The organism is Bordetella genomosp. 11 (assembly GCF_002261215.1).
In the GTDB taxonomy this organism is placed as follows: Bacteria; Pseudomonadota; Gammaproteobacteria; order Burkholderiales; family Burkholderiaceae_B; genus Bordetella_C.
This window is the reverse complement of record NZ_NEVS01000004.1, coordinates 507,426-522,111: the sequence shown is the minus strand read 5'-3', so window position 1 is coordinate 522,111 and position 14,686 is coordinate 507,426. Positions and strand designations below refer to the sequence as shown.

Below are 14,686 nucleotides of genomic sequence, written 5' to 3'. Positions count from 1 at the left end.
CGGCACGGAACGTCGATAACGTCCGCGCCGGCCGGTGCTTGCCCGAGGGCGGTTTTCAGCCGACCAGCTTCAGCGTGTCCAACGGTGTCAGGGCCTTGAAGCCGGCCCGGGTGGCGATGTGCTCGGGCCGCGGCGCCAGTCCGTATTTCGGCGCGCCCAGTGCGTTTTCAACGCTGTTGTAGACCATGAACACATTCGATCGCGGCGAGGGCGAGATATTGCTGTTCGACCCGTGCATGGTGTTGCAATCGAAGAACACCACCGAACCGGCCTTGCCCGTCATCGCCTGAATGCCCCCCTGCTCCACCAGCAGTTGCAGGCTGACGGGGTCGGGGACGCCGTACTCCTGCTTCTTCAACGACTGCTTGTAGTGATCCTGGGGCGTTTCGCCGATGCACGAGATGAAGTGCCGGTGGGAGCCGGGCACCAGCATCAGCGGACCATTGCAGGCGGTGTTATCGGTCAGCAGCACCGAGCAGCTGAGCGCGCGCATGGCGGGCATGCCGTCTTCGACGTGCCAGGTTTCGAAATCCGAGTGCCAATAGAATTCCTTGCCCTTGAAGCCCGGCTTCATGTTGGCGCGCGACTGGTGGATGTAGACCTCCGATCCCAGGATCTGCCGCGCCACATTGATCAGCCGCGGATCGCGCGCCAGCCGCCCGACCAGGGGGCTGAGCTGGTGCACCATGAAAATGGACCGTACCGCGTTGCTGCCCGGCTCGGTAATGGATTCCTCGCGGCGAACGATGGCCTGGTCGCGGGACATGCGTCTGATCTCGGCGATCAGCGCATCCACTTCGGCCTGGGGCAGCAGGTTCTCCAGCATCAGAAAGCCGTCGCGGTCGTAGCCCTGGACCTGTTCCGGCGTCAGCGCATCGGCATAAAGGCCGTCTCCGTACACCACGGGATCATGGCGGGCAACGATGCCCGCGCTACGATCCGTGCGCGACGCGTATCGGTCTTTGGCGGGTGAAATCATGACGTTTCCTCCATACGCAGGGGTGGGCGGCTCAAGCCGCTTCCTTTTCGGGCAGGGGGTACACGCCATTTTTGTCATGTACTTCCTGGCCGGTGAGCGGCGGGTTGAAGACGCAGATGACGCGCAGCGGTTTCTCGCCCCCGCACAACCAATGCTCGTCGTGGTCGTTCAAGGCATAGACGACGCCGGGCCCCAGTTCGTAGCGCTTGCCGTCGGCGATCGTTTCCAGCGAGCCGTCGCCTTCGATGCACCACACCGCCTCGAGGTGATTGCGGTAATGAATGTGGGTCCGCGTCCCGGGGAAAATGGTGGTCTCATGAAACGAGAATCCCATGCCGTCTTTCTTGAGGAGCACGCGCCGGCTCATCCAGGTATCGGTGCGGACCTCGTCCTGGGTCCCGACGACATCTTTTACGTTGCGTACGATCATTGGCGTTTTCCTCCGAATTTCAGGATGCGGGCAGACTGCCCGGTTTCGGCCAGCACTTCGGCCACACTGGCCTCGATGGCATCGAGGCCCCGCTTGAGCAATTCGTCTTCGATGGTGAGCGCAGGCAGCAGCTTGAGCACCTCGTCGTGGGCGCCGGATGTTTCGATGACGATGCCGCGTTCGAACGCCTTGCGCGCGATACGGTTGGCCAGTTCCGGCTGGCCGGCCGTCACCAGGCCCTGGATCAGGCCGCGACCGCGTACCACCAGGCCACTGCCGGGATAGCTGTGCGCCAGGTTTTCCAGCCAGTCGCGCACCAGGCGTTCCTTGCGCAGGACCTCGCGCGAGAAGGCCGGGTCGGCCCAATACGTGTCGAGGGCCGCGGCGGCGGTAACGAAGGCCAGGTTGTTGCCGCGGAACGTCCCGCTGTGTGCGCCCGGCTTCCAGACATCCAGTTCGGGCTTCATCAGCACCAGCGACATGGGCAGTCCAAAGCCCGACAGCGATTTGGAGAGCGTGATGATGTCCGGGCTGATACCCGCGGTTTCGAAACTGAAGAACTTGCCCGTGCGGCCGCAGCCGACCTGGATGTCGTCGACGATCAGCAACATGTCGTGGCGCCGGCAGACTTTTTCCAGTTCCTTCAGCCAGCGCAGGGTGGCGACATTGACGCCGCCTTCGCCCTGCACCGTCTCGACGATGACGGCGGCCGGCTTGTCCATGCCGCTGCTGGGATCGTCCAGCATGCGCTCCAGGTATGCCATGGTGTCCACGTCCGCGCCGAAATAGCCGTCATAGGGCATGAACGTGGTGTTGGCCAGCGAGTACCCGGCCGCATCGCGGAACTTGGCGTTGGCCGTGGCCGGGAGCGAGCCGCCGCTGACACCGTGGAAGGCGTGCGTGAAGGAAATGATGTTGGAGCGGCCTTTCACCTGGCGGGCGATCTTCAGCGCCGCCTCGACGGCATTGGTGCCGGTGGGGCCGGTGAACTGCAGCGTGTATTGCCACTTGCGCGGCTGCAACAGCACGCGATCCACCGTCTCCAGGAAGTGCTTCTTGGCGCTGGTAGCCATGTCCAGGCCGTGCACGACGCCATCGGAAGCCAGGTAGTCCATGAGGCGGGACTTGAACAGCGGATTGTTGTGCCCGTAGTTCAAGGTACCCGCGCCACTGAAGAAGTCGATGTATTCGGTCCCTTCTTCGTCGATCAGCAACGAGCCGCGCGCCTGGTTGAAAATCACCGGGAAAGACCGTATGTAGCCGCGTACTTCCGACTCCATGCGCTCGAAGATTTTCAGGTCCATATCGTTTTCTCCTTACTGAGGGTGAATAACGGGAAAACGCGAAGCGCCGTTACGGCGGCGCGCCTTTCCGCGTCAAGGGGATGCCGCGACGATCCGCTCAGCGCGGAATCGACGCGATCGGTCCGATTCTGAGCAACATCTCGTCGTCGTGATCGGCCTGGCCGAACAACTGCTTGCCGAAGAACGGCTGTTCAGCCACGTGGGCGCCAAGGTCGCCGGCGAGACTGATGAAAGTACGGCGCGACGCATGGTTGTCGGGGCCGACGGTCGTTTCCACATGGCGGATGTCCGCCAGTTCCGGACGGCGCAGCAGCGCGTGCAACATGCGGCGGGCCAGGCGCTGGCCGCGGGCGCGCTCATGCACCGCGACCTGCCAGACGAACAGACGGTCCGTCCGGCCCGGCGGCACGTAGGCCGACACGAAACCGTCGATGCTGCCGCCGGGGCTTTCCGCGACCACGCAGGTGGCCGGGAAGTGCTCGCACAACAACAGATAGGCATACACGGTGTTCTGGTCCAGCGGCGGGCAATCGCCCACCAGCCGGTGGATCACGGCACCATCGGGCGGGCGCGGAATCCGGAACAGATGCGAGGGCTCCTGCGCGGCCAGCGGGGTGGCCGCGCGCATATCGAAGGCCCTGTTCATACCACCAGGCCCGATTCGGGCGCGGGACCGCTGGTCGGCACATCGAGGATGGGAGAAGCGTCGTGCGCGTCGGCCGGTGCGGCCTGGCCGCCCTGTTCCATCAGCGCGACGATGCGCTCCAGCGACAGCGTGATCGTGGCCTGTTCGAGTTCGGGCAACGCGTTCAATGCGTCGGCCAGGTGCTTCTGCAAGGGGGACGGAGCCTGCTTGGCCAGCTCGATGCCGGCGACGGTCGCGGTGACGAACACCGTGCGCCGGTCCTCCCGGCCGCGTTCGCGGCGAATCAGTCCCTTGTCTTCCAGGCGGTCCAGGATGCCGACCACCGTGCTGGGGCTGACGTGGATCTCGCGGCTGATGGCCGTGGACGTGAGCGGGCCCAGCGCGATCACGGTGCGCAGGCACATGAGCTGGGGCGCGGTGATGTGGCTGATGGCGGCCAATTGCCGCGAATGCAGCGCAATCGACCGGGTAATGCGCCGCAGCGCGCGCAGGATGCGCAGGTCGTACTGCTGCGCGGTCGCGGCCGGCACGGCGGTTTCAGGATGGGCGTGTTCAGTCATAGGTGCTGAAATTAGTCTGCCAAGCAAAATTTATACAGAAATAAATTCTGCTGAATTGATTTGAGTACGAATTATATGGGTGCAAGCGGATCCTGTGAACCCCGAAATGCGGGTTTGCACCGACCTTCACCCTCTCTTACCTTCCGACACGCCACCTGTCAGCGAATATGTTCCCCGCCTTCGCGCGCCAAACGAACGTGCGCTGACAAGCCCCGGCCGCAGCCATGCGGATACCGGCCCGCCTGCCCTCCAAGGCCTGGCGGGGGCCGGGCTTGCGCCATCAGGCGGGGCGGGAATGCGTCGGCCTTCCCCACGACGGCACGGCGCGACGGCGACAAAAAAGCCGGCGGTCGCGGGATATCACCCGTGAACCGCCGGCTCGGGATGCCGGGATGGAACGACCGGTCAGAGCACCGGCGACAGCACCGGCTGCTTGGGCCGCACGTCCAGCTGCCGGCCCTTGCGGGCGCGCTTGCCTACGTAGGTTTGCAGCTCCGCGCCGGTCAGGATGTCTTCGACCTGCTTGTTGCGATACATCCCCGTGACACGCAGGCCCTTGGCGCCGATGGGAACCACCTGGGCGAGGACATCGCCACCGTCCAACCCCATCAGTATGGTGCCCCGGCCGCCGCCGGCCAGTGTCTTGACTTCGTCCAGCCCGAACAGCAGGAACTTGCCCTTGCCCGACAACAGCGCCAGGCGTTGTGCGCCGTCGAAAACCGGCACCGGACGCAACAGCGCGTCGCCGTCCTCCAGGGTGACGAACTGCTTGCCGGCGCGCTGGCGGCTGGTCATGTCCGAAAGGCGCGCGACAAAGCCGAAACCGCCCTGGGTGGCGAACAGCCAGCGGGTGTCGCCGGCGGCCGCGATCATATGCACGATGCGCGTGCCCGAAGCCAGGTCGATCATGGTGGTGACCGGCTGGCCGTCGCCGCGCGCGGACGGCAGATTGGCGACCGCGACCGTATAAGCCCGGCCGTTGTCGCCCAGCGCGATCAGCGTATCGGTGGTGCGGCATTCGAAGGCGCCGTACAGGTCGTCGCCCTGCTTGAAACCGAATTGCGTGGCGTCGTGGCCGTGGCCCTGGCGGGCCCGCAGCCAGCCCTTCTGGGACACGATGACCGTGACCGGTTCATCGACCACGCGTGTTTCCATCACCGCGCGCTCGGCCGCCTCGATCAGCGTGCGCCGCTCGTCGCCATATTGCTTGGCGTCGGCTTCGATCTCGCGGACGATGGTCCGCTTCAGGGACGAGGGGTTGTCCAGCAGTTCCTGCAGCTTGGCCTGTTCCTCGCGCTTGTCGGCGAGCTCCTGCTCGACCTTGATGCCATCCAGGCGCGCCAACTGACGCAGGCGCATTTCCAGGATGTCCTCGGCCTGGCGTTCGCTCAGCTTGAATCGCTGCATCAGCGCGGCCCGGGGCTCGTCGGATTCCCGGATCGTCTGGATGACCTCGTCGACGTTCAGGTAGACCACCATGCGCCCCTCCAGCACATGGATACGGTCGATGACCTTGTCCAGGCGGTGGCGCGTGCGGCGAATGACAGTGTCCGTGCGGAACGCCAGCCATTCGAGCAGGATCTCCCGCAACGGCTTCTGGCGCGGACGGCCGTCGGTCCCGATGCAGACCAGGTTGACCGGAACGCTGCTTTCCATGCTGGTTTGAGCCAGCAGGGTATTGACGAATTCGTCGCGATCCACGCGCGAGGTCTTGGGCTCGAAGACCAGGCGCACGGCGGCATCCTTGCCCGACTCGTCGCGCACGGCATCCAGCAGGCCCAGCATCTGGGCCTTGGCCTGCTGCTGGTCCGCGGTCAAGGCCTTCTTGCCGGCCTTGACCTTAGGATTGGTCAGTTCCTCGATTTCCTCCAGCACGCGCTGGCACGATGCGCCGGGCGGCAGTTCGGTGACCACCAGCTGCCATTGCCCGCGCGCCAGTTCCTCGAATTGCCAGCGCGCGCGCGCCTTCAGCGAACCGCGGCCACTGTTGTAGATCTGCGCGATGTCTTCGGCCGGCGTGATGATCTGCCCGCCGCCGGCGAAGTCCGGGCCGGGGACCATGGCGTAGAGCTCGGCGTCGGCCAGCGTGGGGTGCTTGAGCAGCGCCACGCAGGCCTGGGCGACCTCCCGCAGGTTGTGCGAGGGGATTTCCGTGGCCATGCCGACGGCGATGCCGGAAGCGCCGTTCAGCAGCATGACCGGCAGCCGCGCCGGCAGCATCTGCGGCTCCTGGTAGCTGCCGTCGTAGTTGGGCACGAAGTCGACCGTGCCTTCCTCGAGTTCGTCCAGCAGCAGCCGGGCGATGGGCGTCAGGCGTGCCTCGGTGTAGCGCATCGCCGCCGCGTTGTCGCCGTCGCGCGAGCCGAAGTTGCCCTGCCCGTCCACCAGCGGGTAGCGCAGCGTGAAACTCTGCGCCATGCGGACCATGGCGTCATAGGCGGCCTGGTCGCCGTGCGGATGGTATTTGCCCAGCACATCGCCCACCACGCGGGCGGACTTCACCGGCTTGGCGGTGGGCCCCAGGCCCATGGCCTGCATGGCGTACAGGATGCGTCGCTGCACGGGTTTCTGCCCGTCGCCCACGTCGGGCAGGGCACGGCCGCGCACGACGGATACGGCGTAGTCCAGGTAGGCCTGTTCGGCGTAGCGCCCCAGGGTGATGGCGGCGTCGCCCGAGTCGGTATCGAACAAGCCTTGTTGATTGCTATCGGTCATGGTGTCGCGTCATTGCCATGCCGCGCCGGCGCACCGGCGCGGCATCGCCATCAGATATCCAGTTCGGCGAGATTGCCTTTTTCTTCCAGCCAGGAACGGCGCTGGGCCGATTCCCCCTTGCCCATGAGCATGTCGAAAACGCGCGTCGTCTGCTCCGGATCCAGGTCGCCGTAGCTGACCGGGAGCAGGCGGCGCGTGTCCGGATTCATGGTGGTTTCCCACAATTGCTCGGGGCTCATTTCGCCCAGGCCCTTGAAGCGGCTGATGCTCCAGCTGCCTTCGCGCTGGCCTTCCTTGCGCAGCTTGTCCTGGACGGCCTCCAGTTCGCCGGCGTCCAGGCAATAGATCTTGCGCGGCGGACGCTTGCCTTGCGCCGGCACGTCCACGCGGAACAGCGGCGGCCGCGCCACATAGACGTTGCCCGCCTCCACAAGCTTGGGGAAATGCTTGTAGAAGAGCGTCAGCAGCAGCACCTGGATATGCGAGCCGTCCACGTCCGCGTCCGAAAGAATGCAGATGCGGCCGTAGCGCAGCCCGGAGAGATCCGGCGTATCGCCAGGCCCGTGCGGGTCCACGCCGATGGCCACCGCGATATCGTGGATTTCGTTATTGGCGAACAGGCGGTCGCGTTCGACTTCCCACGAATTCAGCACCTTGCCGCGCAGCGGCAGGATGGCCTGGAACTCTTTATCGCGCCCCATTTTGGCCGAACCGCCGGCCGAATCGCCCTCTACCAGGAAGACCTCCGTGCGCGACACATCGCTGGATTCGCAATCGGTAAGCTTGCCGGGCAGCACGGCCACGCCGGAACTTTTGCGTTTTTCGACGCGCTGGGCCGACCGCGCCCGCGCCTGTGCCTGGCGTATCGCCAGTTCCGCCAGCTTGCGGCCGTATTCGACGTTGCTGTGCAGCCAAAGATCCAGCGCGCCGCGCGTAAAGCCGCCGACCAGCCGAACCGCATCGCGGCTGTTCAGCCTTTCCTTGATCTGCCCCTGGAACTGCGGGTCCAGCACCTTGGCCGACAACACGAAGCTGGCGCGCGCGAACACGTCTTCCGGCAGCAGCTTGACGCCCTTGGGCAGCAGGCTGTGCAGTTCGGCGAAGCTCTTGACGGCGGCGAACAGGCCCTCGCGCAAACCGGATTCATGCGTCCCGCCGGCCGGCGTGGGGATCAGGTTGACGTAGGATTCGCGCACGGCATTGCCGTCCTCGGTCCAGGCGACCACCCATTGCGCGCCCTCGCCTTCGGCGAAGGTGTCGTGGTCCGCGCCGGCGTACTGGCTACCCTCGAACATCGGGATCATCAGCTCCGCGCCGCCCAGGGCTTCGGTCAGGTAGCCGCGCAGGCCGTCCTCGTACAGCCAGGTCTTGCTGTCGCCCGTCTTTTCCACCGTCAGGGTGACCCGGGTACCGGGCAGCAGCACCGCCTTGCTGCGCAGCAGCTGCGTCAGTTCGGCCAACGGGATGTTGGGATGGTCGAAATAGGCGGGATCGGGCCAGACGCGCACACGGGTGCCGGACTTCTTCTTCGCCACGCCGCTGAAAGGCGCGAGCGGTTCGGCGACCTCGCCATCGCGAAAGACCATGCGATGGACGCCGCCGTCGCGCCACACGATGACCTCCATGCGGGTGGACAGGGCATTGGTGACCGAGACGCCGACGCCGTGCAGGCCGCCGGAAAACGCATAGGCCCCGCCCCCCTGCTTATCGAACTTGCCGCCGGCGTGCAGGCGCGTGAACACCAATTCCACCACCGGGGCGTTTTCTTCCGGGTGCATGCCCACCGGGATGCCGCGGCCATCGTCCTCGACCGACACGCTGCCGTCCGCATGCATGATGACCAGGATGTGCTTGCCGTTGCCGGCCAGCGCCTCGTCGGCGGCGTTGTCGATGACTTCCTGCACGATGTGCAGCGGATTTTCGGTACGGGTGTACATGCCCGGGCGTTGCCGCACGGGTTCCAGGCCCTTCAGGACCCGGATGGACGCCTCTGTATAACGTGGTGTGGCCAAGTTATCCCCAACATCTGTGGAAAAAAACCGACATTCTAAGAAAAGGCCCAGCATTGGCGCGCCGCGAACTGGGATGCGCAGATCCTGAGCAGCCTGCCGGGCGTACCCTGGGCGGACGGGGTGCGTGCCCCTGGGACGGGGCTGTCGGCGCCAGCCGCCCCTGCCGCAAGGCTGGTTATCCTACACAAAAACCGGTGACGCCTGTTCGGATGGACAGTGGTATGCTTTAATCCTGCCAACTCAAGAGTGGCGGGTCGAAGCACGCCTCCCCGCCGCAAAGCAACGAGAAAAGTCATGAGTGACCAAATCAAGCATGTCAGCGACGCCAGCTTCGATGCCGACGTTTTGAAGGCCGACCTCCCCGTGCTGGTGGATTACTGGGCGGAATGGTGCGGCCCCTGCAAAATGATCGCCCCCATCCTGGAAGAAGTCGCCAAGGAATACGCGGGCCGCGTCACCATCGCCAAGCTCAATGTCGACGAAAACGGCGACACTCCGGGCAAGTACGGCATCCGCGGCATCCCCACCCTGATGCTTTTCAAGGATGGCAAGGCCGCGGCGACCAAGGTCGGCGCCCTGTCGAAGTCCCAGCTCACCGCCTTCCTGGACAGCGCCTTGTAAACAGCGTTTGTTCCTCCGTTCGCGCGGGCCCGTCCGTGGCCCGCCGCCCTCTCTCTCTTTACCTCCCCCGATAAATCAACGCAATGCACCTGAATGAACTAAAGGCGCAACACGTCTCCAAATTGCTGGAACTTGCCGCCTCCCTGGAAATCGAGAACGCCAACCGCCTGCGCAAGCAGGAGCTGATGTTCGCCATCATGAAGAAGCGCGCCAAGCAAGGCGAGCAGATCTTCGGCGACGGCGTGCTGGAAGTCCTGCCGGATGGCTTCGGTTTCCTGCGGTCGCCCGATACCTCGTATCTGGCGAGCACCGACGACATCTATATTTCCCCCTCGCAGATCCGCCGCTTCAACCTGCATACCGGCGATTCGATCGAGGGCGAGGTGCGTACGCCCAAGGACGGCGAGCGTTATTTCGCGCTGGTGAAGGTGGACAAGGTCAACGGACTGGCGCCCGAGGCGATCAAGCATCGGATCATGTTCGAGAACCTGACGCCGCTGCATCCCAACCAGGCGATGCGTCTGGAACGGGACATCAAGAGCGAAGAGAACCTGACCGGTCGCATCCTGGATATCTTCGCCCCCATCGGCAAAGGCCAGCGCGGACTGATCGTCGCCAGCCCCAAGTCGGGCAAGACCGTGATGATGCAGCATATCGCGCATGCCATCACGACGAACTTCCCCGACGCGGTCATGATCGTGCTGCTGGTGGACGAGCGCCCGGAAGAAGTCACGGAAATGCAGCGCACCGTGCGCGGCGAGGTCGTTGCGTCGACGTTCGACGAACCCGCCACGCGCCACGTGCAGGTGGCCGAAATGGTCATCGAAAAGGCCAAGCGCCTGGTCGAACTGAAAAAAGACGTGGTGATCCTGCTCGACTCCATCACCCGCCTGGCGCGCGCCTACAACACGGTGGTACCCGCTTCCGGCAAGGTGCTGACCGGCGGTGTCGACGCCAATGCGCTGCAGCGCCCCAAGCGCTTCTTCGGCGCCGCGCGCAATGTGGAAGAAGGCGGTTCGCTGACCATCATCGGCACGGCCCTGATCGAAACGGGCAGCCGGATGGACGAAGTCATCTACGAGGAATTCAAGGGCACCGGCAACTCCGAAGTGCACCTGGAACGCCGCCTGGCCGAAAAGCGCGTCTATCCGTCCATCAACCTGAACAAGTCCGGTACGCGACGCGAAGAACTGCTGATCAAGCCGGAGCTTCTGCAGAAGGTCTGGGTGCTGCGCAAGTTCATCCACGACATGGACGAAATCCAGGCCATGGAATTCATCCTGGACAAGATGCGCGCCACCAAGACGAATGCCGAATTCTTCGACATGATGAAGAAGTAGGCTCCCCCCCGAAGCGCTGCGCGCTTCCCCCCCAGGGGGGCGACGCTGGAGGACCGGCGGAGCCGGATCCTCGGCGTCCCGGGTCTGCCGCACCTGTTTTTTGCGCGGTGGTGTGGTGGAGTGCCCACACCCCGAAGCGCTGCGCGCTTCCCCCTCAAGGGGGCGACGCTGGAGGACCGGCGGAGTCGGATCCTCGGCGTCCCGGGTCTGCCGCACCTGTTTTTTTGCGCGGTGGTGTGGTGGGTTGCCACACCCCGAAGCGCTGCGCGCTTCCCCCCCAGGGGGCGACGCTGGCGGACCAGGGGAAGCCCCACCCGCGAAGCGCATCGGGGGTAGTCTTATTAGTGTTCGATGGGGTCTTGGGGGCGCGCGGCGTCGGAGTTGCCTAGGACGCCCGCGGGTAGCGGGCCGTCGATCGGCGCGACCTTGGGGTCGTTCCACGGCCCGGTCACCGCATACTGCACCGTCATCGCCCGCGCCAGCGGGTACTTCAACAGCCACTGCGTGACAAAGGCCCCCAGGCCCAGCAGCGGGTTCACCGCCAGCGCCGTTGCCACCGCCGCGCCGCTGGCATCGAGGTTGGGAATCACCACCGCCTTCAGGTCCCAGGTTTCGTCGATGATGCTGGTTGTCCCGGACAGCACGATGGCGGCAACCGGCCCGTTGACCTTGTAGTCGTCGGTATAGATCCTGCCCTTCGATACATTGAAGCGTGCCCGTATCGAATCGAAGGGAAAACCGTCGCGGAACAGGTTCGCGGGATTCAATTCCAGCTTGGCAAGCCGCTGCAGCGACTGCATGGACAAGACCTCCAGCAGCCGCGCGGTGCGCGAGTTCACATGTATGAGCCGGCCTTTGTCCATGCGCAGCTTGAGGTCGCCGTCGATGGCGGCGACATTGTGCGACCACGGCAGGTCGGCCCATGTCAGTTTTCCTTCCGCGGAGCCGGCGCCGCCGGCGGCCATGTCCGGCCAGCCCAGCCGGGTCAGCAGCTTGCCGAAGTCGCTCCATTTGGCCGACGCATCCACGGTCAGTCCGCGGTCCGCGCCGCTCAGGCGCCAGAAGCCCGTGGCGTCCAGCGAGGCATCCTCATTGGCGATGCGCAGCGTATCCAGGCGCCAGCGCTGCCCTCGTTCCACGTTGGTGCCGACGATGCGCAGCGTCCCCAGATCCTTGCCGTAGAAGCGCAGCACGTCCGCCTGCAAGTCCACGGCGGGAATGTCTTTCAGGTCGTCGCCGGAGGACGTGTCGTCGGACGGCTTTTCCAGGCCGTCCCCGCCGAAGGACAGATATTTGAAGCGGGCCGTGACCTGGCCGGCGATGGCACCGGACGCTTCGCGCCAGGAAACGGCGCCGGCGGCCTGCCTGGATTGGATGTCGACGCGCCACTGTGCCGGCGCGGGCCGTACCGCATACAGCTTGAGATCGTTCAGGAATAGCCCCGCCACGTGCAGCCGCGGTGTCTCCAGCGCGATCTGGTCCGGCGGCGGCAGCAGGGGCGGCGGGGCGGGCGTGCGCTTGCCGCGTGCCGTGCCGGAAGGCGGTGTCTCGAAACCGTCGGCCACATCCTGCCAGGCATCCACGTCGATGTCCGGCAGTTTCAGCCGGACGCTCAGGCCCTGCGCGGGCAACGTGGCCGGCTGGTTGGCGCCCAGCGCGCCGCGCGCGAACGTCCAGCGCTTTTCCGCCGGATCGCGCTCCAGCAGCAGGTTGATATTTTCACCGAGGCTGGCGGTCAGCCAATCGCGGTCCCGGCTGCCGGGATTGGTCGCGGGGCTCCATTGCAGCCGCAGGGGCAGCGTGGACGAAGCCGACTTGCCGACCGGCGCCGGCATATCGATGGCCATGCCCGCCAGATCGGACTCCAGGCTGACGTCGACACGGCCGCCGCGTATATAAAGGAGCTTGCCGCGCACGGCCGTACGGCCCGAAAACCGCGACATCGCCGGTGCGTGCACCAGCTGCGCCAGCGAGGCGCCGGTGACCTGGCCGTCGAAACGCAGCCCGTTGCGGGTGTCCAGCAGGCCGCCGTTGATCCTGAGCGGGCCGCCGAGGAACTGGGCCTGGATATCGCGCGCGCGCAAATCCGTTTCGGTGAATTCCAGCATGCCGCGCAGTTGCGTCAGCGTCGGCAACTGCGGATACAGGGTGAAGTCGTTATCGTTGAAAGAGAGCGAACCGTCCACCCGCGTATCGTCGGTATGCAGCAAAGGGACCCGCAGCGCGAGCGCGACGGTCCAGTCGCCCGTACCGCGCGCCTGCGCCAGACGGTTCTCCAGCAAGGCGCCCAGCGGCGACGCATTGGTCGTCGACAGGAATGAAGACACGGCACCTTGCACCTCGCCCTGCAGATATAGCTCCGCATTGTTCTCCATGTCCGGAATGCCGGCCTTGATCGCGCCCAGGCGCAGCGGCGTATCCCGCGCATCGGACGGCCGCAGAATGCCGCCCGGCTTGCCTTCCAGGGTCAGGGTGGCGCCATCTATGGCGAAGGAGCCATCCATGCCCAGTATCGCGGGCCACGCCTTGCGGTCCCGCTCGGCCGGCGCGTAGTCCACGGTCGCGCCGACGAAGGGCCCGCCGATATGGAAGCGGCCGTTCTGGCCGGGCTGGGAAAACGGAAATTCGCTCAGGTCCCCCTGCACCACGAGGGCGGCGTCGCGCACCACGCCGGCCTGCAGTCCCTGTGCCAGCCATTCCCGGGCATCCTGGGATACGGCCATGGGCAGGTATCGATGGATGGCGCTCATGGTGGCGCGGCGCAGCGTGCCGTGGATATCGGCCGTGCCCGCGTCCGTTTCACCGCGCGCCTCCCAACTGCCTTGCAAACGCAGGTCGACGTCGTCGTTCGTCACCTGCAGGTCGCGCAGCTCCATGCCCAGGACGCCGCTGCGCGCCCGGCGCAAAGTCGTGTCCACCCGCGCGGTGGACAGGGCCAGCGTGGGCTGTTCGAGGATACCCGGCAATTCGGTTCGGACATCGCTGGCCTCCCCACGCAGGGCAAGCCCGGCGCCGTCGGCACTGCGGGCCAACGGCGGATGCGCCCCCTGGGCGAGCAGGTCTCCAGGCAGGCCCTCCAGCCGGGCCCGCACCATGCCCGCCGATGCGGCCACGCCGTCCTGCCAGCGCCAGCCCAATTGGCGCGCGACCAAGTCCAGGGTTACCGTGCCCAGCCGGCGGCCATCGACCTGTACCCAGGCGCGCGTGGCCATGCGCCCCTGCACCGGCGGCATGTCGACCCAGGGCGCCCAGGCCGCCGGCTCGCCGTCGGCGACCTCCGCATAAACCTGCCCGTGCCAGCTTGCCAGATCGCCGGGATGCCGGCTGAAAAGCGAGCGCTCGACCTCGCCGCGCAGGCTCAGGCCTGCCGCCAGCGCGTCGGGCGGCCGGGCTTGCAGCGCGAAGCGATGCGATAGCGCGCCGTTGAGCATGACGAAACTGGCATCCTGCAAGACCATCTCGGGTGCCGCGCGCGCCTCATCGACCCAGCGCACGGTGGCGTGGCGCAGCACGATTTCGCGCTGGCGGACCAGCCAGCGCAGGGCGATGAAGCGGCTGGCATCGCTGTCGTCCGCCTGTGCCAGATCGATGGACTGCCCGGCGACCCACAACCGGTCATCGCGATCCCGCCGCAGCGTCAGGTCCAGGCCATCGGCCTGCAGGGAAACCAGGCGCGGCTCGCGGCTGAGGATGCTGCGCCAGGCCAGCACGGCCTCCACGGCGGGCAGCGTCAGCACGGGGGCACCCTGGGAATCGGCGATCCCGACGCCGGCCAGCGTCAGCCGGGGGTTCAAGCCGCTCCAGTCCGCGGCGATGTGGCCTATGTGCACCGAGGCGCCCACCGCATCGCTGGCGTAACGTTCGATCTGCGGGCGCCATTGGTCGATGCGCGGCAGCACGAAATAGCGCAGCCCCAGCAAACCCACCGCGGCGGCGACGTAAAGGATCCAGAGACTCCAGAGCAGACCGCGGAGTAATTTGATAGGCAAACGCACGTTTGTTGAGCGAGGAAATAGGTCTTGCAGTATCGTCCCCTTATACCCGAAATGTTTCATCGCGTCTGCGCAACATTTATCTAT

Annotated in this window: 10 protein-coding genes; 2 read left to right on the top strand and 8 right to left on the bottom strand. The window is 65.7% G+C overall.

Annotated elements, in window-relative coordinates; translation table 11 throughout:
• Nucleotides 1–55 precede the first annotated feature (55 nt).
• The 7 genes from thpD to CAL28_RS09930 all read right to left on the bottom strand — a co-directional run bounded on the left by thpD (nucleotide 56) and on the right by CAL28_RS09930 (nucleotide 8,646).
• Entirely contained in the window at nucleotides 56–979 is a 924-nt protein-coding gene (gene thpD / locus CAL28_RS09960; protein WP_094841238.1) for an ectoine hydroxylase, read from the bottom strand.
• 31 nt (nucleotides 980–1,010) lie between these two features.
• Nucleotides 1,011–1,409, bottom strand: a complete 399-nt coding sequence (locus CAL28_RS09955; RefSeq protein ID WP_094841237.1) for an ectoine synthase — start codon at nucleotides 1,407–1,409, stop codon at nucleotides 1,011–1,013.
• Nucleotides 1,406–2,713: a diaminobutyrate--2-oxoglutarate transaminase gene (gene ectB / locus CAL28_RS09950; RefSeq protein WP_094841236.1), complete on the bottom strand. Its 1,308-nt coding sequence runs from the start codon at nucleotides 2,711–2,713 to the stop codon at nucleotides 1,406–1,408. The genes CAL28_RS09955 and ectB overlap by 4 nt, the downstream gene beginning before the upstream one ends.
• Nucleotides 2,714–2,810: 97 nt before the next feature.
• Entirely contained in the window at nucleotides 2,811–3,359 is a 549-nt protein-coding gene (ectA, locus tag CAL28_RS09945) for a diaminobutyrate acetyltransferase (protein WP_094841235.1), read from the bottom strand.
• Nucleotides 3,356–3,919, bottom strand: coding sequence for a MarR family winged helix-turn-helix transcriptional regulator (locus CAL28_RS09940; protein WP_094841234.1), 564 nt, complete (start codon nucleotides 3,917–3,919; stop codon nucleotides 3,356–3,358). The genes ectA and CAL28_RS09940 overlap by 4 nt, the downstream gene beginning before the upstream one ends.
• A 405-nt stretch (nucleotides 3,920–4,324) precedes the next feature.
• Nucleotides 4,325–6,634 (bottom strand): DNA topoisomerase IV subunit A, encoded by a 2,310-nt coding sequence (parC, locus tag CAL28_RS09935; protein ID WP_094841233.1) that lies wholly within the window; start codon nucleotides 6,632–6,634, stop codon nucleotides 4,325–4,327.
• Between the two features lie 50 nt (nucleotides 6,635–6,684).
• Entirely contained in the window at nucleotides 6,685–8,646 is a 1,962-nt protein-coding gene (locus CAL28_RS09930) for a DNA topoisomerase IV subunit B (RefSeq protein ID WP_254926074.1), read from the bottom strand.
• 294 nt (nucleotides 8,647–8,940) lie between these two features.
• Here CAL28_RS09930 and trxA point away from each other — a divergent pair, with 294 nt between their 5' ends.
• Both trxA and rho read left to right on the top strand, forming a co-directional pair.
• Complete coding sequence (trxA, locus tag CAL28_RS09925) at nucleotides 8,941–9,267, top strand: thioredoxin TrxA (RefSeq protein WP_141218158.1); 327 nt, start codon at nucleotides 8,941–8,943, stop codon at nucleotides 9,265–9,267.
• An 83-nt stretch (nucleotides 9,268–9,350) separates the two neighbouring features.
• Nucleotides 9,351–10,607, top strand: a complete 1,257-nt coding sequence (gene rho / locus CAL28_RS09920; RefSeq protein ID WP_094841231.1) for a transcription termination factor Rho — start codon at nucleotides 9,351–9,353, stop codon at nucleotides 10,605–10,607.
• A 341-nt stretch (nucleotides 10,608–10,948) separates the two neighbouring features.
• On the opposite strand, the gene CAL28_RS09915 is transcribed toward rho, so the two are convergent.
• Nucleotides 10,949–14,662 (bottom strand): YhdP family protein, encoded by a 3,714-nt coding sequence (locus tag CAL28_RS09915; RefSeq protein ID WP_094841230.1) that lies wholly within the window; start codon nucleotides 14,660–14,662, stop codon nucleotides 10,949–10,951.
• Nucleotides 14,663–14,686: the final 24 nt, after the last annotated feature.